Annotated in this window: 13 protein-coding genes; 7 read left to right on the plus strand and 6 right to left on the minus strand. The window is 41.9% G+C overall.

All coding sequences use genetic code 11. From position 1 onward, the window contains the following. The first annotated feature begins 161 nt into the window (after positions 1-161). Complete coding sequence (locus CWB75_RS10315) at positions 162-3611, plus strand: PAS domain-containing hybrid sensor histidine kinase/response regulator (RefSeq protein WP_138570592.1); 3450 nt, start codon at positions 162-164, stop codon at positions 3609-3611. A 14-nt stretch (positions 3612-3625) separates the two neighbouring features. Here CWB75_RS10315 and CWB75_RS10320 read toward each other — a convergent pair whose 3' ends face one another. Both CWB75_RS10320 and CWB75_RS10325 read right to left on the minus strand, forming a co-directional pair. Continuing rightward, positions 3626-4288, minus strand: coding sequence for a response regulator transcription factor (locus tag CWB75_RS10320; RefSeq protein WP_010392247.1), 663 nt, complete (start codon positions 4286-4288; stop codon positions 3626-3628). A gap of 102 nt (positions 4289-4390) precedes the next feature. Then, a complete protein-coding gene (locus CWB75_RS10325; protein ID WP_138570593.1) occupies positions 4391-6679 on the minus strand; it encodes a TonB-dependent receptor in 2289 nt (762 codons plus the stop codon). 257 nt (positions 6680-6936) lie between these two features. Here CWB75_RS10325 and CWB75_RS10330 point away from each other — a divergent pair, with 257 nt between their 5' ends. From CWB75_RS10330 to fusA, 6 genes are all read left to right on the plus strand, one after another. Beyond that, positions 6937-8238, plus strand: coding sequence for a GntP family permease (locus tag CWB75_RS10330; RefSeq protein ID WP_010392249.1), 1302 nt, complete (start codon positions 6937-6939; stop codon positions 8236-8238). A 9-nt stretch (positions 8239-8247) separates the two neighbouring features. Further along, on the plus strand, positions 8248-9429 hold the full coding sequence (locus CWB75_RS10335; RefSeq protein ID WP_138570594.1) for an E22 family MetX-like putative esterase: 1182 nt from the start codon (positions 8248-8250) through the stop codon (positions 9427-9429). A 4-nt stretch (positions 9430-9433) separates the two neighbouring features. Then, positions 9434-10195, plus strand: coding sequence for a 3-hydroxybutyrate dehydrogenase (locus tag CWB75_RS10340; RefSeq protein ID WP_138570595.1), 762 nt, complete (start codon positions 9434-9436; stop codon positions 10193-10195). Positions 10196-10203: 8 nt separating this feature from the next. After that, the gene (locus CWB75_RS10345) at positions 10204-10911 is read left to right on the plus strand and encodes a CoA transferase subunit A (RefSeq protein WP_138570596.1); all 708 of its coding nucleotides are present in this window, start codon (positions 10204-10206) and stop codon (positions 10909-10911) included. Positions 10912-10924: 13 nt separating this feature from the next. After that, the gene (locus CWB75_RS10350; RefSeq protein ID WP_055012315.1) at positions 10925-11584 is read left to right on the plus strand and encodes a CoA transferase subunit B; all 660 of its coding nucleotides are present in this window, start codon (positions 10925-10927) and stop codon (positions 11582-11584) included. A 257-nt stretch (positions 11585-11841) separates the two neighbouring features. Continuing rightward, the gene (gene fusA / locus CWB75_RS10355) at positions 11842-13926 is read left to right on the plus strand and encodes an elongation factor G (RefSeq protein WP_138570597.1); all 2085 of its coding nucleotides are present in this window, start codon (positions 11842-11844) and stop codon (positions 13924-13926) included. Positions 13927-14115: 189 nt separating this feature from the next. Here the strand turns inward: fusA and mdoH are convergent, their stop codons facing one another. The 4 genes from mdoH to hemB all read right to left on the minus strand — a co-directional run bounded on the left by mdoH (position 14116) and on the right by hemB (position 21938). Continuing rightward, complete coding sequence (gene mdoH / locus CWB75_RS10360) at positions 14116-16080, minus strand: glucans biosynthesis glucosyltransferase MdoH (RefSeq protein WP_138570598.1); 1965 nt, start codon at positions 16078-16080, stop codon at positions 14116-14118. Beyond that, complete coding sequence (locus tag CWB75_RS10365) at positions 16052-17674, minus strand: glucan biosynthesis protein G (RefSeq protein ID WP_138570599.1); 1623 nt, start codon at positions 17672-17674, stop codon at positions 16052-16054. The genes mdoH and CWB75_RS10365 overlap by 29 nt, the downstream gene beginning before the upstream one ends. A gap of 331 nt (positions 17675-18005) precedes the next feature. Beyond that, a complete protein-coding gene (locus CWB75_RS10370; protein WP_138570600.1) occupies positions 18006-20669 on the minus strand; it encodes an ExeM/NucH family extracellular endonuclease in 2664 nt (887 codons plus the stop codon). Between the two features lie 261 nt (positions 20670-20930). Continuing rightward, the gene (gene hemB, locus CWB75_RS10375; protein WP_138570601.1) at positions 20931-21938 is read right to left on the minus strand and encodes a porphobilinogen synthase; all 1008 of its coding nucleotides are present in this window, start codon (positions 21936-21938) and stop codon (positions 20931-20933) included. Positions 21939-21949 lie beyond the last annotated feature (11 nt).

Below are 21949 nucleotides of genomic sequence, written 5' to 3' on the forward strand. Positions count from 1 at the left end.
ATTGATTATCAGTTAGATCTAAGTAACTGTCAACATCTAAATGCAAATAATTCTTATTTTAACTTTTTGTTCATTTATAGCACTAAAGTAAGGGCTGATTTTTGCTGCAATTCTCCTTATGCTAAGTTAAGTATTATAAAAATAATAACAAGAACAAAAATATGTTTTCTATTTGGTTTATTAGCCTTATTGCCGTGGTGTACCTAGGAGTATTATTTGCAGTGGCGGGGTGGGCAGATAGGCGTAAGGTGCTGCCATTCAAAGGTATGATTTATGGTCTGTCACTGGGTGTATATTGTACCTCATGGGCTTTTTATGGCACAACTGCGCAAGCCGCAAGTAATGGTTGGTGGTTAGCACCAACTTATGCGGGCACTATTATATTATTTATTTTTGGCTGGCAATTGTATTGCCGTATTGCACATATTTGTCGACAACAAAAACTCACGTCATTGGCTGATTTTATTGCTACGAGATATGGGCAGTCGTCAAGTCTGTCAGGGCTGATCTCACTTATTTCAGTAATAGCGATTGTGCCGTATATTTCTCTTCAGCTAAGTGCAACTGCGCAGAGCATCAACTTAGTCACCGACCGAGCCCCTACTCAAAGTAACCAAGTGTGGGCTGATAGTACGTTTTATATCACTTTATTATTGGCTTTATTTGCGATTTTATTTGGTGCCCGAAGGCTTAAACCTAGCGAGCATAACCCTGGACTAATCGCCAGTATTGCCTTTGAATCAATAGTAAAGTTACTGGCTTTTATTGGGGTGGGTTTATATGTCTGTTTTGTTTTATTTGATAGCCCAGTTGCACTCTACGAGCAAGCACTAGCGCTAAATATACCTAATCAAGTTGCGGCAACTCAAAGCCCTGTTTATGTATATGTTGCGCATACTTTTTTAGGGATACTGGCAACGTTATGTTTACCACGCCAGTTTCATATGAGCTTTATTGAAAATAACAATAATAATGAACTGGCTACCGCTCGGTGGTTATTTCCGCTTTATTTATTGGCCATTAATTTATTTATATTACCCATTGCTTATGCGGGGCTGGTTTACTTTAACGGCAATAGTGTAGGTCAAGATACCTTTGTATTAGCGTTGCCAATGGCGGCAGACAATAGCGGGGTAACCTTACTTGCCTTTTTAGGTGGCTTTTCGGCGGCTACCAGTATGGTAATCATCTCGTCAATTGTTTTGTCGGTGATGATCACTAACGATTTTATCAATCAGTTTATCTTACGTCGTTCACAGTTAACTTCAAGTAGCCGAGGGCTAGATAAAAATCACTTGCTGCATGCGCGTAAAATAGTGATTGTGCTGATATTGTTACTTAGCTATTTCACTCATAGAGTGCTTGCAGAAACTACCACGCTAGCCAGTGTTGGGTTAATGTCGTTTACCTTGGTGGCACAATTTGCTCCTGCGATGATCATTGGTTTGTGGTGGCGACACGCATCGTGTCGTGGTGCACAGTTTGGGATTTTAAGCGGCTTTGTTATTTGGGGGTACACTCTATTACTACCGAACTTGGCTAGTGGCTTAGGCAGCCAAAGCAGTTGGTTAGTTGAAGGACCGTGGAATATTAAGTGGTTGGCTCCAACTGATTTATTTTCATTGAGTTTAGAAAGTATAAGCCAATCATTACTATTGTCGTTAGGGGTTAATACACTAGTGTATTTGCTTGTACCACTATTTAGCCGTGCAACGCTTGCTGAGCGTCTGCAAAGCAATAAGTTTATTTCACAATTAAACGACTCGCGATTAAACACTGCATTACAGCCACTCAATTATGAAGACCTAGGTGCATTATTACAGCGTTTTGCTGAAAAAGACGCGAGCCACTCTTTAGTGCAGCAGTATTTCCCACATGAAAAAAGCCAATGGAAGCGGATTGCTAATGTTGAGCTTGAGTTATTAGTTGAGCGTGAAATGTCAGCGGTTATTGGTGGCGCATCAGCACGGCTAATTTTAGATGTAGCGAAAAATGAGCAGCGTCAGCCTTTAGAACAAGTCGCCGAGTTTGTAGATGAAGCTAGCCAAGTACTTAAATTTAATCGTGATTTGCTGCAATCTACCATTGAAAATATTCAGCAAGGCATTAGCGTAGTTGATAGGGAACTTCGTTTGGTAGCCTGGAATCAAGGTTATAAGCAGATGTTTAATTATCCTGAAAGTGCTTTGTATATAGGCCGACCTGTTGCCGATATTATTCGCTTTAACGCTGAGCGAGGCTTATTTCGTGGTGAGGATATTAATACTGAAGTTGATAAGCGTTTAGCGTATTTAAAGCAAGGTAGTGCTTATAAATATCAGCGTGCTCACAACGATGGGCGAGTATTTGAAATGCAAGGTAACCCTTTACCTGGCGGTGGATTTGTAACGACCTATACCGACATAAGTGAATTTGTAAAACAACAAAAAGCGCTAACACAAGCTAATTTAAGTCTTGAAGAACAAGTGGCTACGCGAACTGCGGCATTAACACAGGCTAACCAAGCGCTTTCTAAAGCTAAGCAAGTAGCAGAGCAAGCAACAGTAAGTAAAACGCGTTTTTTTGCCGCAGCGAGTCACGATTTATTGCAGCCATTTAATGCAGCAAGTTTGTTTTGCTCGCTGATGAACGAAAAAGCTCAAGATACTGAGCTTAAAGAGCTAGCCATGAATATTAAAAATTCATTAGGCAGTGCGGAAGAGTTACTTTCAAGTATTTTGGAATTAACTAAGCTCGATTCGGGCTCGTTTAAAGTACAGCTAACGGAATTTAATGTGAGTAGTTTAATAGAGCCATTGCGTAATGATTATTTAGCTCTTGCTCAAGAAAAAGGCCTCAGCTTTGTTGTTGAGTCGTGTGAAGCGCGAATTTACACAGATAAAGCATTACTTAAGCGTGTACTAAGAAACTTACTAAGTAATGCGATTCGCTACACTGAGCACGGTGAAGTACGCTTAAGAGTCTTACTTGATGAACGCCATGTGTCGTTTGTGATTGAAGACACAGGCATAGGTATTGCCACTAGTGATCAGCAGAGTATTTATCAGGAATTTAAACAATTGGGTGAAAAACCCAATGCTGAAGGACTTGGTTTAGGGTTGTCGATCACCAAACGAATTTGTGACTTACTCGGGATCCCGTTAGTAATGGGGTCGCAACTTAATCAAGGCACCCAATTTACTTTAACCATGCCATGCAAACCTAGTTTAAAAACACCAGCCACTGCGCATGTACCTGCCAATTCAGAAACTGAATTGGGTCGTTTATGTATTTGGCTTGTGGATAACGATCGTAATGTACTTGAAGCGCTGAAACAGTTGCTAGAAAACTGGGGCTGTGAAATTGCCACGGCCACTAACTTAATTGAACTTGAGCAACTCAAAGCAGAAAATACACTACCACAGCTACTTATTGTTGATTATCAGTTGGATGACGGTGTAACGGGTCTTGAGGTGATTGAACAAGCAGGATTAATGACGCTGCCTGCCATTGTTAATACTGCAAACCACGATGAGCAAATACGCGAGCGCGTACTCGATGCAGGTTATCCTTTATTGTACAAACCACTTAAAGCACCGGCATTAAAAAGAATGATAAAACGACTGACTTAGAGACGTACACTATATTAGCTCGCCTCTAACTTACCAACTTGAGATAGCTGATTAAACAAAATGCCTGCTTGGGTACGGTTATACACATTCAGCTTTCGCAAAATGGCCGATACATGTTGTTTTATGGTGGTTTCTTGAATCGACATTTCAAAGGCAATTTGTTTGTTCAAAAGCCCGTCGGCTATCATCGCGAGTACACGGTATTGCTGTGGAGTGAGTTTTTCTAGGTTGCGGGCAAAATTGCTCTGTTCGTCATTAACAACCACATCAGTTAAGTCAATATCTGTTGGCAACCAAGAGTCGCCATTGAGTACATGTTCAATGGCTTCACTGATCACATCAAGGGATGATGACTTTGGAATATAGCCTGCAGCACCTAAGCTCATGGCTTGTTTTATGATAGTGGGGGTTTCGTTAGCCGATACCATAATAATTAATATATCAGGGTATTGATTTCTTAGTTGCGAGAGCGCTTGTAAACCATTGGCGCCAGGAATTGTTAAATCTAAAAATATCAGCTCTATCTCGGGGTGTGATTTTAATAAGCTAAACAACCCGTCGATATCGCTGGTTTCTTTGATATATTGTTCTGGTACAGAAGTCGCTGCTGCTTGACGTAGCGCACTTCTGAATAAAGGGTGGTCATCAGCAATTATGGTATTCACAGCACAAGCCATTTCAAATAGTCTCCAATGCATTAAGTTATATGTGATTTTGCGATGTGAAACAAGGTTTGTCTGTGGGGATATACAGACAAACCTTAACGCTTAAATTAAATTTTAAAAACGATAGCCCACAGTGAGTGATATTGTGCGAGGGTCGCCGTAGTAACCAATCAAGGTATTGTCTCCACCAAGACCCGGCGTGTATTTGCTGGTATCAGTTGGATCTGACGGATCAGGAGCCACGAACTGATAACCACCAATCATGTATTCTTCATCGGTTAGGTTTTTACCATAAATACCCGCAGTCCAATGGCCATCTGTGCTGTACCAAGTAACACCAATATTTAATAATCCGTAGGCGTCTTGTGTTAAGAGGCTATCTTCTTCGAACAGTGCGTAATCACCACGGTGATAGTAATTACCATTTATAACGAAGTCGCCCATTTCTGTGTATAAACGATAGGTAGCACCTAAGTTGAAAGTTAGATCTGGGGTGTTTGAAACACTAAAACGGTCTGATTTATCAAATGTTTCCCCGGTATCAGGGTTGGTATCAATTACATTTTCAAAACTACTGTCGATGTAACCTATTGACGCGTCGAAAGTTAGTGCATCGCTTGCAATATAGCTAAGTTCTAATTCAACGCCATCAGACTTAGACTCGCCAATATTACCTAAGCGCTGGTTTAAATCTGCGGCGCTGTCACCAGGTAATACCGAAATATACTGACGATCCTTGTGATCAAGTGTGAATACGGTTAAGTTTGCGCGTAAATTATCATTCCATTCGCTTTTCATGCCTAACTCAATTGAGTCAACTACTTCGGGTCTTGCTGCTGGTTCTGCTGTTGTAGCTCGTGGATTAAATGTCCCTGATTTAAAGCCTTGCGAGTAACTAGCAAAAAACATAATGTCGTTATTGTATTGGTATTCCACACCGGCACGAGGTGTAAAGCGTGACCAATCTTCGCTGTCATCGAGTACGGTAGGCACTAATTGGCCTTCAGGGCGTACATAGCCTGGGATCCAACCTGATTCAGGATAAACAACGTCAAAAATAAGACCATTATTTACAATCGCTTCTTTGCTGTCTTTGGTATAGCGTGCGCCTAGAGTCATTGACCATTTTTCATCAAAGTCATAGCTTCCTTGTATATAAGCTGCTTTGCTGGTGGAGTTGCTACAACCGCTTACTTCACGAGTAAGCCCAGGGGCCCCTAAACTTTGACCAAGCACACCTAGTACAGCCTCAAACTGGCCGCAAGATTCACCATCATAGTAATATAAGCCCGATACTAATTTGTAGTCATCGCCACTGTGATTTAGCTGCAATTCATGCGTGGTTTGTTCATCGTCATAAATGGCTGGAACATCAAAAATAGGTAAAGAGGTATTATCAAAGTCGATATTGGTTGGTGAATAGCTTTCTCTTGTTGCTGCAACGTATTTAATGCTGGTGTTTGCGCTCATATCCCAGCGAGCAGTTAAGCTCATACCTTCAAGTTCTACTTTGTTCCATGTTGGTAAACTAGTATAAGAGTCATACACGCTATCTGGCACAGGTGCATTAGTTAATATGCTTGGAAGTAAGCGATACCCGCCTTTCGCGTTAGAGTCATCATCGGTTTTATCCCACGCTAAACGAAAGAATAAGTCATCGGTTGGGGTGTACTCTAGCGTAACCCGTGCAGCGGTAACATCTTTGTTGTAGTTTTCGCGATCTTGGTTATCAAGCGCAGACGTTAAAAATTCACCATAGCCATCACGGTTCAATGTGGCAAAACCAAAACCAACATAGAGTTCTTCGTCAATAAGTGGGAGCTGTCCAGTAACTTTTAAATCTTTTTGGCTGTAGCTGCCTACGGTGCCTTGAATATTTAGCGTTGCATCTCCGCTCATTTCTTTGGTGACATACTTTACTGCACCACCAATAGTGTTTTTGCCATACAGGGTACCTTGCGGGCCACGTAATACTTCAATTTGCTGCACATCAAGTAAGTCGAGCACGGCACCTTGCGGGCGGGCGATGTATACATCATCAATGTAAATACCTACACCAGGTTCATAACCCCAGAGAGGGTCTTGCTGACCTACACCGCGAATAAACGCAGTGATAGTAGAGTTAGTGCCTCGGCTTGATTGTAGTGTGGTGTTGGGCGAAAACTGCTGTACCTCGGTCATCACACTAATGCCATTTTCTGCTAATTCTTGTGCGCCAATTGAGGTTACGGCAACCGGGACTTCTTGTAAGTTTTCAACGGTTTTGCGAGCGGTTACTTCTATTCGCTCTAACTCTGCTTTTTTTACTGTAGAGGCTTGTTCAGCTGCCACACTTGTTGTGCTTAATAAGGCCAGTGAAACAGCGAGTGTAACGGGTGTGATATTTTGTTTGAGCTTTATCATTGGTGTGTTCCTGTTGTTATTAGTTGATTATTTGTTTGCTCATGTCACCTGCACTTAATGTAGAAGATAGTGTTAAAAAATGAATTAGTACCATAGTGCTATATGTTTTTAACACCTTGACTTATCTTGCTTTTAAGCCAAATTTAAAGCATGTAGTACCTTAGTGTTATGTCTTTATTTTCGCTGAGCGATAAAACTAACAGCAGTTACTGCGATGTCACCTCATCTGGGTAATAACAATAATTATAGGAATGTCTATGCTGAGCATGATAGGGCTGTTAGGCGGTTTAATACTGCTAATAATTTTAACGTTGCGTGGGGTCAATTTATTTATTGCCGCGCCAATATGTGCATTGTTGGTTGCACTAACTAGTGGGATGGCTATATTCCCGGTGACTGCCGATAGTAATTTTATTAACGCGTATATGGATGGCTTTGCTGGATTTTTAAGCGCATGGTTTTTTATGTTTTTGCTGGGCTCGTTGTTCGGTAAATTTATGGAAGATACAGGCGCAGCAGACAGTGTAGCCAGTTACATTGTTGGCAAATTAGGTATGAAGCATGCGGTGCTCGCGGTGGTGATTGCTTGTGCCGTACTGACTTATGGCGGAGTCAGCGTATTCATTGTGGCGTTTTCGGTTTACCCGATGGCGCTCAGTTTATTTAAAGACGCTGATTTGCCACGGCGCTTTATACCTGCAACGTTAGCGTTTGGTTCAGTGACGTTTACTATGACCTCTGCAGGCTCGCCTGAAATTCAAAATTGGATACCCGTAAAGCATTTAGGTACCTCACCTTATGCCGCGTGGGAAGTAAGCTTAGTGGTGGCTATTTTTATGGCGACAGTAGGTTACTTTTGGCTAAATAAAATGATTAAAAAGGCGGTTGCCAAAGGGGAGCGCTTTGCTGCTAGAGACGACGATCCAGTTATTTTAGAGCGTAAGCGGCCGCACCCAATCACCGGGGTTATTCCTTTGCTGGTGGTGCTACTTCTATCATTTATATTACATGATGTTTTACAGCAAACTGCGCTGATTGTGGCGCTGCTTGGTGGTGTTTTGAGTATTGTGGTCATTAATTATAAGTATTTCCATAACATGGCCAATGCAATCAATATGGGTACCACTGGTGCCTTAGTGGCGATAGGTAACACTGCAGCTGTAGTTGGGTTTGGCGCTGTGGCTAAAGTATCACCGGCTTTTATTGCTGCTGTTGATGCTATGACTCATATGCCAGGTAATGAGCTGGTGGGGGCTGCTGTTGCAGTGAGCGTCATAGCTGGGTTAACGGGGTCAGCATCCGGCGGGCAAGCGATTGCACTACCGCTTGTGGCTCCTGGATATTTGGATATGGGAGTTAATCCAGAGCAATTACACAGAGTGGTTGCTATTAGTTCTGGTGCATTAGATAGCCTGCCACATAATGGCTACGTGGTCACAACCATCAGGGCCATTTGTAAAGAAACGCATCAACGCGCTTATTGGCCATTAGCTGCATTGACCGTGGTTATCCCATTGGTTGGGGTGGCTCTTGCACTAAGCTTATTCATCACTTTTTAAGGAATTGCAATGAGAATAATATTAATAATAGGGTTGCTGTTTTTATTTAGTAGTACCGTGTTTGGCGCTGATAAAGCAGAGCCATTACTAGTAGAAAAGCAACATTTTAGCACTGAAAACTTCACAACGGTTTCAGGTACAACGTTGCCACAGGTTGATATTGGCTGGGAAAGTTATGGTGAGCTTAACGAAGCCAAAGATAATGTGATTTTGATCACTCATTATTTTTCTGGAACCTCTCATGCTGCAGGTAAATATTCAGCCGACGACGCCGCAGCAGGGTACTGGGATGCGTTAATTGGCCCAGGAAAAGCCATAGATACTAACAAGTATTTTGTGATCAGCTCTGACACCTTAGTCAATGCCAACTGGCATGATGAAAATGTCATCACCACAGGCCCAGCGTCAACTAATCCCAAAACAGGTAAACCATATGGTTTAGATTTTCCTGTGGTTACGATTACTGACTTTGTGAATGTGCAAAAGCGTTTACTCGAAAGTCTAGGTATCACTAAGTTACATGCCGTGATGGGCGCATCAATGGGGTCGTTTCAAGCTCTTGAGTGGGCAACGCGTTACCCAGATAAAGTAGAGCGATTAATTCATGTGATTGGCGCTGCAAAAATGGATGCATGGACAGTCGCTGCCCTTGAAAAGTGGGCATTGCCAATTCGGTTAGATAAAAACTGGCGGCAAGGTAATTACTACGACAAGGAACGCCCATTAGATGGACTTGCCGCCACCATGCTTAATATTACCCAAGATGCGATGCACCCGATTATTTATAACGCTAGCTTCCCTGACTTTAACGTACTTGATGAAGGCGCGTTAAAAGACATTCGTACCTTGCCAAAATTAAGCCAAACACTGGCGCAAAGAGCCATGGCAAGAGCAAAAGCCCAAGATGCAAATCACGTATTGTATTTGGTACGGGCATCACAACTGTTTACTGCCGGTATGGAGCAAGACTTAAGTACAGCACTTAAAAAGGTCAGCGCTAAAACATTGTTATTACCTGCCACCAATGACCTACTTCTACGCCCTGAAAATATGCGAACCGTGTATGAGTCAATGAAGTCGCTGGGGAAAGACGTTCAGCTTTCTGAAATTGAAGGCGGTTGGGGACATTTGGATGGCATTTTTTCAATCTTGCCTAAAGCGCAGCTTATAAGTGAGTTTTTAGAGGAATAGCAGTATGAGTCAAAACGTTTTAATTACCGGTGCAGCTAGTGGAATAGGGTTTTATATTGCTGAGCAGTTAGCTCTTGCTGGGCATACTATTATTGTTACCGATCTTAATGAGCAACAGGCTCAACAAGCAGCGCAAAAAATAGTTAATCAGGGTGGTAACGCTCATGGTTACGCACTTAACGTTGCTGATAGCCAAGCGATTGAGGACTTTTTTAACACCTTTACGCAACCTATCGATGTATTAATTAATAATGCAGGAATACAGCATGTGGCAAAACTTGAAGACTTTCCTGCAGATAAGTGGCTGCTCTTACAGCAAGTGATGTTGGTAGGCCCCGCAATGATGAGTAAAGCGGTATTGCCGCGTATGCGTGAGCAAAACTTTGGTCGAATCATTAATATTGGTTCTATTCACGCTATGGTGGCTTCTAAATATAAGTCTGCTTATATTGCAGCAAAGCATGGCTTAATTGGCTTCACGAAAACCATGGCGCTTGAAACAGGGGATGCCAATATCACTATAAATACCGTTTGCCCCGCTTATGTGAAAACGCCTTTGGTTGAACAGCAAATTGCGTCGCAGGCAAAAGAGCATGGCATTTCAGAGCAGCAAGTAATCGACACGATTATGTTAGCACCCATGCCAAAAAAGGCGTTTATAGGGCTTGATGAAATACACCATACCGTGACATTTTTAATGGCAGATGCCGCACGAAATATTACCGCTCAAGCGATCGCCATTGATGGCGGCTGGACAGCACAATAGGGGTTATTATGGCAGGTTTTGATAAAGTAGTAACAAGCTACAGTGAAGCAATGGCAGGGCTTGAAGACGGGATGACTATTATTGCTGGTGGTTTTGGTTTATGTGGTATTCCTGAGGGATTAATTGCACAGATTAAGCGCCAAGGCACCCGAGACTTAACCTTAGTGTCGAACAACTGTGGTGTTGATGGCTTTGGATTAGGGTTGTTACTTGAAGACAAGCAAATTAGTAAAATGATTGCCTCGTATGTGGGCGAAAATGGGTTATTTGAGCAGCAGTTACTGAATGGTGAGTTAGATGTTGAATTGACGCCACAAGGAACATTAGCTGAAAAAATGCGTGCTGGTGGTGCGGGCATTCCTGCCTTTTATACCGCAACCGGTGTGGGCACTCCGGTCGCCGAAGGCAAAGAAACACGCAATATTAACGGCCGTGATTACTTACTTGAGCCGAGTATTACCGGTGATTTTGCTATTGTAAAAGCCTGGAAAGCGGATCGCTATGGAAATTGTATTTATCGTCATACGGCGATGAACTTTAATCCTATGGCAGCCACTGCTGGTAAAATTACCGTGCTCGAAGTTGAAGAAATTGTAGAGCCTGGCGAGCTTGAGCCAAGCCAAATTCATACACCCGGTATTTATATTGACCGTGTTATTAAAGGTGAATTTGAAAAACGGATTGAAAAAATCACAACGCAACCGGCCGAGCAATAAGGAGTATATAGTTATGGCATTAACACGAGAGCAAATAGCAAAACGCGTGGCGATGGAACTCGAAGATGGCTACTACGTCAATTTAGGCATTGGTATACCAACACTTGTCGCGAATTATGTGCCTGAAGGCATTGAGGTGATGTTGCAATCGGAAAATGGCCTCTTAGGAATGGGGCCATATCCACACGCTGACTCAGTGGATGCGGATATGATCAACGCGGGGAAGGAAACAGTAACCGCAGCTACGGGTGCCGCTATTTTTAATTCTGCAGAAAGCTTTGCCATGATCCGCGGTGGGCATGTTGATTTAACTGTTTTGGGGGCTTTTGAAGTTGACCAAAATGGCAACATTGCTAGTTGGATGATTCCTAACAAGCTGGTTAAAGGTATGGGCGGAGCGATGGATTTAGTGGCTGGGGCAAAAAATATTATTTGCACCATGACCCATGCAAACAAACATGGTGAGTCAAAACTATTAAGTGAATGTAGCCTGCCACTAACCGGTGTTGCCTGTATTAATAAAGTAATTACGGATCTCGCTTTATTAGAAATTAAAGACGGCGCTTTTCACTTGTTAGAATGCGCTCCAGGAGTAAGTGTTGATGAAATTAAAGCCAAAACGGCGGGTAATTTAGTTATTAACGACAAAGTCAAAACCATGACTTTTGAGTAATTTTACTAATGATGGGCATGGAGCAAAATAATTTTATATGCTTCATGCCATCACTGCATTGCACTTATTAAGCACTTAAGTCATTTAAATTCAGTTTATAACGGGCCCCTATCAAGCCTATCTCATACCCCAAAATATCTTTAAAGCAAGTTTTTTATAAATTGATTGCATTTTAAGCGACTTCTATGGTGATGTTCGCTTTAAGTAATGCTATACTCCCGCCGAATAATTTATCGACTTTATTAAGAGTAAAATTAATGGCAGATTTATCGAAGTACAGAAACATTGGTATTTTCGCGCACGTTGATGCGGGTAAAACCACAACTACTGAGCGTATCCTAAAGCTTACAGGTACTATCCACAAAACAGGTGAGGTTCATGATGGTGAATCGACTACCGATTTCATGGATCAAGAAGCTGAGCGCGGTATTACTATCCAGTCTGCGGCAGTAAGCTGTTTCTGGAAAGATCACCGTTTTAACGTTATCGATACTCCTGGACACGTTGACTTCACAGTTGAAGTTTACCGTTCACTTAAAGTATTAGATGGCGGTGTGGGTGTATTCTGTGGTTCTGGTGGTGTTGAGCCACAATCAGAAACTAACTGGCGCTACGCGAACGAATCAGGTGTTGCACGTATCATCTTCGTAAACAAATTAGACCGTATGGGTGCTGATTTTTACCGTGTAACAGCGCAAGTACAAAAAGTACTTGGTGCTACTCCACTTATCATGACTTTACCAATTGGTATTGAAGATGAATTCGTAGGTGTTGTTGACGTTTTAAACAAGCAAGCATACGTTTGGGATGACACTGGTCTTCCTGAAAACTACAAAATCGAAGACGTTCCTGCAGACATGGTAGACAAAGTTGACGAATACCATGAAATGCTTATCGAGACTGCTGTAGAGCAAGACGATGACCTAATGGAAGCATACATGGAAGGTGAAGTACCTTCAGTTGAAGATATCAAGCGTTGTATCCGTAAAGGTACTCGTGACCTTGCATTCTTCCCTACGTTCTGTGGTTCTGCATTCAAAAACAAAGGTATGCAACTTGTTCTTGACGCAGTAGTAGATTACTTACCTGCACCTACAGAAGTTGATCCTCAACCTCTTATGGATGAAGAAGGTAACGAAAACGGCGAGCATGCAATTGTATCTGCAGACGAACCTTTCAAAGCGTTAGCATTCAAAATCATGGATGACCGTTTTGGTGCGTTAACATTCGTACGTATCTACTCTGGTGTGCTTAACAAGGGTGACACTATCCTTAATGCATTTACAGGTAAAACTGAGCGTGTTGGCCGTATGGTTGAGATGCAAGCAGATGAGCGTAAAGAGCTTACTACAGCACAAGCGGGCGATATCATCGCTATCGTTGGTATGAAAAACGTGCAAACTGGTCACACTCTATGTGATCCTAAGCACCCAGTAACACTTGAGCCAATGGTATTCCCAACTCCAGTAATCTCGATTGCTGTACAGCCTAAAGATAAAGGCGGTAATGAGAAAATGGGTGTTGCTATCGGTAAAATGGTTGCAGAAGATCCATCTTTCCAAGTTGAGACTGATGAAGATTCAGGCGAAACTATCCTTAAAGGTATGGGTGAGCTTCACTTAGATATCAAAGTAGATATCCTTAAGCGTACTTACGGTGTAGACCTTATCGTTGGTCAACCACAGGTTGCTTACCGTGAAACTATCACTCGTGAAATCGAAGATAGCTACACGCATAAGAAACAATCTGGTGGTTCTGGTCAGTTCGGTAAAATCGATTACCGCATCAAGCCAGGCGAAGTGGGTTCAGGTTTCGCGTTCACTTCATCAGTTGTTGGTGGTAACGTACCTAAAGAATTCTGGCCTGCAGTTGAGAAAGGCTTCAAATCAATGATGGGTGAAGGTGTTCTAGCTGGCTTCCCAGTACTTGACGTTGAAGTTGAGCTTTTCGACGGTGGCTTCCACGCCGTGGATTCATCTGCAATTGCTTTCGAAATCGCTGCTAAAGGCGCTTTCCGTCAGTCTATCCCTAAAGCGGGTGCACAACTTCTTGAGCCAATCATGAAAGTTGACGTGTTCACACCAGAAGATCACGTAGGTGATGTAATTGGTGACCTTAACCGTCGTCGTGGTATGCTAAGCAATCAAGAAGCTGGTTTAACTGGCGTTCGTATTAAAGCTGACGTACCGTTATCAGAAATGTTCGGTTACATCGGTTCACTACGTACAATGACATCTGGTCGTGGTCAGTTCTCTATGGAGTTCTCACACTACGCTGCATGTCCACAAAACGTAGCTGATACTGTAATCGCTGCAGAAAAAGAGAAAAATGCTGCTAAGTAATTAGCACTCTAACTCTTTAAAAAAACCCGCACTTGCTGCGGGTTTTTTATTGTTTAACTTTTATAAAGCATGATTGATTTAAAGATAATGAAGCCCGTCGTATTAAATGAACATGGCTTAAAAATAAGTGTAAACGCAGCTAAAAAAAAGGAGCAACACAAGGTTGCTCCTTTTTTATTTGTAGTGGCATTAACTTAGCTTATTAGCAGTTTTTGTGATGAGTGCTTTAAACTTCTTTCGATGTGATTCACTACTAAAGTTCTGAATAGGCATTGTCACTTTATGTTCTAATGGTAACAGCGGTGTTGCTGTTGAATAACGCCCTACAGGTGGAACGGCTATCTCTTTGAGGTGTACTTTAAGAGCCGCTAATGTTGCATCGTCATCTACTTCACTCGGGCAGAGGAAAATGCCCCACTGCCTTAGCTTAATGCCTAGCTTGATACTACTTGAGTAACGCACAATAGGAGCAGCGAGGATGAGCCCTAATAAAATAGGAGATAACCACCAAAAAAAGACCGGTGTAAAGTAATAAGCAACGCTACCCCATACAATGGCAACAAGCGAAGAAAACAATGTATAACCAAACGCTTCTTTCCATGGCACCATTCTACCTTCACGCGGTTGAGCATCCCATTTTACTTTTTTGCCTAAAAATACACAGACTACAAAGTACGCATGAAATACCATCATCAATGGTGCCACAATAATAGCAAAAATGGTTTCAATTACAGATCCTAAAATGAGCTTTAATGCACCACCAAAGCGCTTTTTACGGTGCACTAAAGTAACAATGACGCCCATAAGTTTAGGTAATAACAAAATAATAATTGTTAGGTAAAGTAATGAGTCAATGAGATCTGTTTTGGCTATTTGCCAAGTCGGAAATAACTGATAGGCACGATTAAAGTAGACATCACTATTTAAAGCACGTGTTACCGCATCTATGGTACTTAATGCCAGCATAGACAACCAAATAAGAGATGAAATATACGCTGTTGCACCCAGTAAAAAGTGCAGTTTGCTCATTAGCTTTAGCTTTGCTGATGAAAGTAAACCTAGGTGCTGAATATTACCCTGAACCCAACGTCTGTCTCGTACAGCATAATCTAAGATATTACTGGGAACCTCTTCATAACTGCCTTCAATATCGGCAAGTAATAATACGTCCCAATTTGCGCTATGTAATAGAGAAGCTTCCACAAAATCATGGCTTAAAATTTCTCCACCAAAGGGGGCTTTACCTTTGAGTGTTGGCAAGCCACAGCAATCAATAAACGCACTAACACGAATGATGGCATTATGCCCCCAGTAATTGGCTTTATCGGTTTGCCAAAAAGCAGAGCCAGTAGCTAACATTGGGCTATAAAGAATCGAAGCAAACTGTAAAAAGCGTCCAAAAAAAGTATCTTGGCGCACAGGAATAGGAATAGTTTGAATCAATCCCGCTTGTGGGTTATTCAGCATGCTAGTAGTGAGTTCTAGCATGCATTGACCCGTCATCACACTATCAGCATCCAATACAATCATATGCTCGTATTGGCTACCCCAACGTTCACAAAAATCGGTTAAGTTACCTACTTTACGATGTTTATTATCTTCACGACGACGGTAAAATATCTGTTTTGCTGTATCGCCAAGACGTTCACATAAAGCATGCCATGCGCTTAATTCATTACTAGCAATAGTTGCGTCTTGTGTATCGCTCAGTAAATAAAAATCAAAGTGTTTTAATTGCCCAGTGGCTTTTAACGATTGCAAGCTCACTTCAAAGCCCGCAATAACTCTATGGGTATCTTCATTATAAATAGGCATAACTACAGCCGTTTTTTGCTGTGATAGTGCTTCATTGTTAATGGAGACCGGTTTTATTCTTTTAAGCGTGAGCGGATCTATACGAAGTAGCTGTAGTATAAACCCAATGCAACCACTACAAAACGCGGTGACTATCCAAGCAAAGGTAATAGAAAACAAAGCAAGCAGTGCATACTCAAGCAAGGTCATGCCATTTGAGTTTAAAATTTCAAACATAATTGAAATGCCATAGCCTGAGAGGCCAATAGCAGCTATAGCAAATAACCATACGCGAAGTGTTTTAAAAGGCATTGGTGTGCCAGTACTTTGTTTACTTGATGTCATTTGGATACCAAACATAGCTCCATACCTCGCTCACTGCTTTGTTACGTAGTTTTAGCGATAAACGCATATCTACAGGATTACTGTCTTTTGGGGCGACTTTGAAGGCAACTCGCCAGCCTAATGATTTTGGTAGCTTTTGCACTGTAATATCACGCGCTTCACCTGTGGTAAGTTGCAAGTCTGCGCTAAGTACTAATTTTTCAGATAATTGATTGATATCAGGGCCAGTAAAGTCAACAGTAAACTGACGATGGCTCTTTGGAGGTGGGTTATCTTCACCAGGCAATGCTGCACTGCCAATGCGTGTTCTAGCCACTTTAGCCAAATTATTTTGGCTTAGATAATCATTAAAGGTCGATATTTTGTAGCTAAACTTTAATGCTTCTCCTGCTTTGAACGGCTTTTCAGGAACCCAATAACTTACAATATTATCGTTAGTTTCAGTATCTGTTGGAATCTCAACAAGCTCAACACGACCATTCCCCCATTCACCTTGTGGTTCTATCCAAAAGCTAGGGCGGTCATGATAATGCGCTTCTATATCAAAGTAGTTATTAAAGTCACGGTCACGCTGTGCAAGGCCAAAGCCTTTAGGATTTTCATATGAAAAAGAGGTTACGCTAAGTTGGGATGGATTATTAAGTGGACGCCATACCCAGTTACCTTCTTGTGATTGCGTGAGCAAACCGTCTGAGTCGTGTACTTCAGGGCGATAATCATCAAAAAACTTGGTACTATTTTCACCGTGATAAAACATACTCGTTAATGGTGCTATACCAAGCTTTTTAACATCTTTACGGGCAAAAATTTGCATGTCGACGCTAACACTTGTCTGCGTGTTAGGGTCTATCTCAAACTTGTAAGTTCCCGCTACTGATGGACTATCAAGTAAAGCAAAAATAGTAATATTAGTTTGCTCGGGTGTTGGTTTAACTAACCAGAATTCTTTGAATGAAGGAAACTCTTCACCAGATGTTTGTGCGGTATCAATCGCCAGTCCTCGTGCAGATAAACCATAAACTTGGTTAGGCCCAACTAAGCGAAAATAAGAAGCGCCCTGAAATACCATAACCTCATCTTTATAGTCATCGTTATTTAATGGGTAATGTAATCTAAAACCAGCATGCCCTAACTGCGTACCTTCAATACTTTTTGCTATTTCATCTTTTAGGTGTGCTGCTGTTCCATCATATTGATAAAACTCTGTGCTAAATGGAAGGCGGCTAAGTTTTGCATTTTGATCAACGATATTGATTTTTACTGGCGTTTTATATAAAAAACCGGGGTGAAATAATTGCAGCTCATAAAGCCCTTCATCTTTCCATACCGATTGGTCTTGCTTAAAGCGGATTGAGCGGTAGTCTTGATAATCAATACTATTAAGCGCATCTAACTGTATTTCTTTTGGTGCAATGTAATCTTGTTCAGCAAGCTTTTTAGCTCGCGCACTTAGCACATCAAATAAACTGCTCTGCGGTATTGCGGCTTCAAGTGAAGTTGCAGCAATGGCGCTGTTAGTTCCCCAGAGTGAAAAAACCATCAACATCCCAAACAAAGGCTTTTTAAAAACCCTTTGATAAGTAGATATAAGGTGAATGCGCGCTTTCATTTTGAATCCTTTATAAAAAAATATGTTTACTGCTAAGATTGACGTTTATCTCAGTTGCTCTTGGTATGGATTAGAAGGACAAGTTGTTTTTCACTTTCAATCAAGCCGCCATAACGCATTTTGACTTTTCGAAAAACAAACAGTGTTAGAGTTACCTTGAGTTAGATATGTACTAAGTCAATGCTTGCATAGATAATAAGCAGTGCTTGCTGAAGCCTGTCTGAATTACATTTGTATATAAAATAAAAAAAGCCGCGAATGCGGCTTTTGAGTTACTTCAAGTAGATACTGGCAACAACTTTAAGTCATGAACCGGTTATTGAAGTCGAAGTTAATCAGCATATTTGGTTGCTTTATAAGTGAGTTTTACATTGCCAAAAGGAATGGCACCGTTTACACGTACTCGCCACTTACCTTCTTGTGGGTTGGTAAATGAACAGCTCTCACTATTGCCGAGGCTAATTGAAGCGCAATCTTTCCTGAAAAGAGTTGGGTTTCTTCTGTGGCGTACAAATAAATTTGCATCACCCCAGCCACCTTCAAGACTAACGGTTAACTCGTCGTAACCTTGCGGGATTTCGAAGCTGTAGCTTTTCCACCAAAACCAGCCACCAATATTATTAATTTCGCCAATAATTACTTCAGGTTCTGGCTCAGGTGGCGCGATAATAGTTGAACGAATATCGACAATAACAGGGTCATGATCTGATGCTCTGTAAGGTCCTTGAGCATACAAGCTTGATTGCTGTGCGTCAGATTTAAATTCAACATTATAATCAAGTGAAATAGGCTCATCGGCGTTAATATGCCAATCACTGGCGCTCACTACTTTACTTAATAAGCTCGGGCTTGCTAGGGCGTGATCTAAACTTCCTGCACGACCAGAAAAGCTGTAAGAATAACCTAAGGTGTTGCCATCTAACTCAGCAACCACATTTTTAAGGCCCTTATCAGCAAATGCACGGATAGGATCTTCCATTGCATACGCGTTCATGTCGCCAACAAGAATGATATCTTCATCATCAACTCCTGTTGGTTTGCTATTTAGCCAATCAGCAAATGCATTTGCGCCAGCAGTTCGGATTTCATTCCAACATGCTTGACCGTCACCTTGATCTGCATTGCCGCCAGTGGCACTTCTACAACCACCTTTAGATTTTAGGTGTGCTACGGCAACAGTAAAGACTTCTTCTGTATCTAAAGATTTAAAGCTTTGTGCAATTGGTGCACGGTTGCTGTAATCGAAAGGCGCATCGGTAGTGATTGCTGCAGTACCCACTTGCTGCACTTTATCAGCACGGTAAATAAGCGCAGTCGTGATAGCGTCGGTGCCAATTTTATCAACACCAAAATCCACGAATGCATACTGATTTTGACTATCAGCGTCATTAAGTGCATTTACTAAGCTTGCAACAGCACTGAATTCACCAAAGCCGTCATTTTCAATTTCCATTAAGCCAATCACATCCGCTTGCAAAGCACTAATAGCGCTGACTAGCTTGGCTTGTTGGCGAATTAACTCGGCTTCTGAATCAGCACCACGGCTAGTTGGAAAACCACCGCCTTGGCCATCGCCATTAAAGTAGTTAAGTACGTTAAAGCTGGCAACACGTAAATCAGCGTCAGGGTTTAACTCTGGTGCATCGGTGCGTGGATTGGTTGCTATAAACTGAGGTGTTGTTGTTGGGTGAATGCGATAAGTACTAAAGCTATAAGCTAACGCACCTGTTACAGAATTTACTGTATCGCCTGTGCGTAGAGTATTCTCTGCTGATAACCCTGGGACAGGATAAGCGATAGGATCGCGGTTTTGACGAGTTGAACCATCATCTAAGAGTATTTTTTTATTTATATTTTGCGCTTCAACCGCATTCGCAGCCGCGCCAGGAAGTGCAACTTGAGTACCTTGGTATAAGCGTTCAGTAGCAAGCTCTAGTTCACCATAGCGACCTAAACCATAATTGTTAGTAACAATAAGTGGTTGCTCTAAGGTAACCAGCATACCTTCAAACGCTTCTAATTCACTTTGATCGGTAACGGGTAAAGTAATTTTAATCGGGTAAGCTGAAAGACCGGTGTTACATATAGCAACTTGACTAACATTGCCAATTTGGGTGGCATCAAAATATTCTTCAACAGTACCTCGTACGCGAACGTGGTCACCAACATTAACATCAGTATTAGTAAAGTAAACAAATACCCCTTCAGAGGTAAGTGGGTTTGTATCTTCATCATAACTTAGTGAGTTAACAAAAAAGCCTTTGAGCTGATCATCAGCCTGGAAGTCAGCTGTTACTACACCTTCAAACTCAACAGCAGTGTTAACCAGTGGGCTGCTTGCGCCTTCGCCTTGAATGCTGCTAATTAATGTTTTATCAGCGCCACATAATAAAGGCTCTTCAGGTTCTGGGTCTGGATCAGGGTTAGGTGAAGAATTTCCTGCAAAGATACCTAAATCACTAAAGTCATCTTGATCAAATTGCAGCCATAGCTCACTTGGATTAAAAGCGCCATCGGCATCGGTGCGTCCGTTTAGCTCGCTTTCTTTGCGGCGCAATGTCTTATTTTGTGTTTTCACGCCCCCTTCTGACCAAAATGAACCGGGGTCTACACCGCGTTGGCCAAAGCTATCAATAACGGTCGAACCTTGAGTAAGTACCAGCGCATCATCGCCATTAAAGTTAGTCACGGCGCTGAGTTGGTCAGCTTTTTCTTTTAGTTCTGCTGATGCATTCCCATTAACAATGACGTAAGTGCTGTTTGCAGCAAGTTCACCAGTTAAATCGAATGTATTATTTGCATCTGTATTGCCATTTGAATAGAGGCTTAGCGTGTAGCCATCTAATGACAGAGGGGTAGTCGAATTATTAAATAGTTCTACTGCTTTATTATAGCTACTGCCTTCTACGTACTCAGATATAACGAGGTTAGCGGTAGCGGGTGCACTGAGGCTTGCTAATACAAGCGCCAATGGCGTTATTTTTGTTTTCAACATTATTATTTTTCCCGTGTTTTGTTTCCCCAAATGGGACGCTTAGTGTAATGAAAAAAGGTTACAAATAGAATACAGAATATTAACAATGTTGAGATTTGCTTATTTTTTGAGGTTGAAAATACGTTGTGTTTTTAGTTTTGGGTAAGGAAGGGCCTATGTAGTGTGGTTACTTCCCAGAAATGAGAGTAACGCAGCATAAAAAAGGGCTGCCTTTAAATATACAAAAGGGCAATAAAGCCCTTTTATATCAATATGTCGTTATTATTTATTTAAATAGCGAGCAGCTTGCTTAGCAAAGTAAGTCAGAATGCCATCTGCACCTGCGCGTTTAAATGCTAATAAAGATTCCATAATAGTAGCTTCTTCGCTCAGCCAGCCATTATCAATAGCGGCTTTATGCATCGCGTATTCACCACTTACCTGATAAGCAAATGTTGGTACACCAAACTCATCTTTAACGCGGCGTACAATATCAAGGTATGGCATGCCAGGTTTAACCATTACCATGTCGGCGCCTTCCTGAAGGTCAAGCGCGACTTCGCGAATTGCTTCATCTGAGTTAGCAGGATCCATTTGGTAGGTTTTTTTATCAGCGCCTTTTAAGTTACCAGCAGATCCTATGGCATCTCTAAATGGGCCATAGTAGCTAGATGCGTATTTAGCTGAATAAGCCATAATACGAGTGTGAATAAAACCATCCGCTTCGAGCGCTTCGCGGATTGCGCCAATACGGCCATCCATCATATCTGATGGAGCAACAACATCGGCACCTGCAGCTGCATGTGATAATGCTTGTTTAACTAATATTTCAGTGGTTACATCGTTTATTACATAGCCTTCGTCATCAATAATGCCGTCTTGCCCGTGAGTAGTAAATGGATCGAGCGCCCCGTCAGTGATCACCCCAAGTTCAGGGAGGGCTTCTTTTAAAGCACGAACAGTGCGTTGTACTAAGCCATCATCGTTATACGCTTCTTCGGCATATAATGATTTTTTATCTGCAGGCGTGACAGGGAAGATAGCCACCGCAGGCACACCTAAATCAACTAATTCTTTAGCTTCATCGATCAGTAGATCAATTGATAAGCGTTCAATACCGGGCATCGATTCAATGCTTTCACGACGGTTTTTGCCTTCAAGCACAAAAACAGGATAAATAAGATCATTAACACTCAGCTGATTTTCAGCCATAAGGCGACGAGAGAAATCATTACGGCGCATTCTACGCATGCGAGTATATGGGAAAAGGTCTAGTCCAGATTGGGCCATAAGTATACGCT

Origin of the sequence: Pseudoalteromonas sp. S1608 (genome assembly GCF_005887265.1) — a bacterium.
GTDB lineage: Bacteria > Pseudomonadota > Gammaproteobacteria > Enterobacterales > Alteromonadaceae > Pseudoalteromonas > Pseudoalteromonas undina.

Excerpts from the sequence above, each read along its gene's own strand:
- CWB75_RS10315 (WP_138570592.1), top strand. The coding sequence starts at position 162 with ATGTTTTCTATTTGGTTTATTAGCCTTATTGCCGTGGTGTACCTAGGA.
- CWB75_RS10320 (WP_010392247.1), bottom strand. The coding sequence starts at position 4,288 with ATGGCTTGTGCTGTGAATACCATAATTGCTGATGACCACCCTTTATTC.
- CWB75_RS10325 (WP_138570593.1), bottom strand. The coding sequence starts at position 6,679 with ATGATAAAGCTCAAACAAAATATCACACCCGTTACACTCGCTGTTTCA.
- CWB75_RS10330 (WP_010392249.1), top strand. The coding sequence starts at position 6,937 with ATGCTGAGCATGATAGGGCTGTTAGGCGGTTTAATACTGCTAATAATT.
- CWB75_RS10335 (WP_138570594.1), top strand. The coding sequence starts at position 8,248 with ATGAGAATAATATTAATAATAGGGTTGCTGTTTTTATTTAGTAGTACC.
- CWB75_RS10340 (WP_138570595.1), top strand. The coding sequence starts at position 9,434 with ATGAGTCAAAACGTTTTAATTACCGGTGCAGCTAGTGGAATAGGGTTT.
- CWB75_RS10345 (WP_138570596.1), top strand. The coding sequence starts at position 10,204 with ATGGCAGGTTTTGATAAAGTAGTAACAAGCTACAGTGAAGCAATGGCA.
- CWB75_RS10350 (WP_055012315.1), top strand. The coding sequence starts at position 10,925 with ATGGCATTAACACGAGAGCAAATAGCAAAACGCGTGGCGATGGAACTC.
- fusA (WP_138570597.1), top strand. The coding sequence starts at position 11,842 with ATGGCAGATTTATCGAAGTACAGAAACATTGGTATTTTCGCGCACGTT.
- mdoH (WP_138570598.1), bottom strand. The coding sequence starts at position 16,080 with ATGTTTGGTATCCAAATGACATCAAGTAAACAAAGTACTGGCACACCA.
- CWB75_RS10365 (WP_138570599.1), bottom strand. The coding sequence starts at position 17,674 with ATGAAAGCGCGCATTCACCTTATATCTACTTATCAAAGGGTTTTTAAA.
- CWB75_RS10370 (WP_138570600.1), bottom strand. The coding sequence starts at position 20,669 with ATGTTGAAAACAAAAATAACGCCATTGGCGCTTGTATTAGCAAGCCTC.
- hemB (WP_138570601.1), bottom strand. The coding sequence starts at position 21,938 with ATGGCCCAATCTGGACTAGACCTTTTCCCATATACTCGCATGCGTAGA.